We start from the raw sequence: 333 nt of genomic DNA, 5'->3' as shown, positions 1-333 counted from the left end.
CTAACGCCAGGCGTAATCTCGAATTGCTCGAAGCCTTAGGGCAAAAAGGCTGCAAGACCTGCATCATCCTCTCTTCGCAGCCGGAACAGTACCCGGCGCTGCTCGAATGCGCCGCGCGCTATCAGATGCGTCTGCTCGGCCCCAACAGTCTCGGACTGCTGGCCCCATGGCAAGGGCTGAACGCCAGCTTTTCACCGGTGCCGATCCATCGCGGTAAACTGGCCTTTATCTCGCAGTCGGCCGCCGTCTCCAATACTATCCTTGACTGGGCGCAACAGCGCGAGATGGGTTTTTCCTACTTCATCGCCCTGGGCGATAGCCTGGATATTGATG

1 pseudogene is annotated in these 333 nt (G+C 58.6%); it reads left to right on the top strand.

The window, feature by feature from the left end:
* A pseudogene (locus IM317_RS23790) lies at positions 1 to 333 on the top strand (acetate--CoA ligase family protein); the annotation flags it as partial.

The sequence above is a fragment of the Enterobacter cloacae complex sp. S3 genome (assembly GCF_014930495.1).
Taxonomy (GTDB): domain Bacteria; phylum Pseudomonadota; class Gammaproteobacteria; order Enterobacterales; family Enterobacteriaceae; genus Enterobacter; species Enterobacter asburiae_B.
The sequence above is the reverse complement of the archived record's forward strand: the minus strand, read 5'-3'. Positions and strand labels throughout refer to the sequence as shown.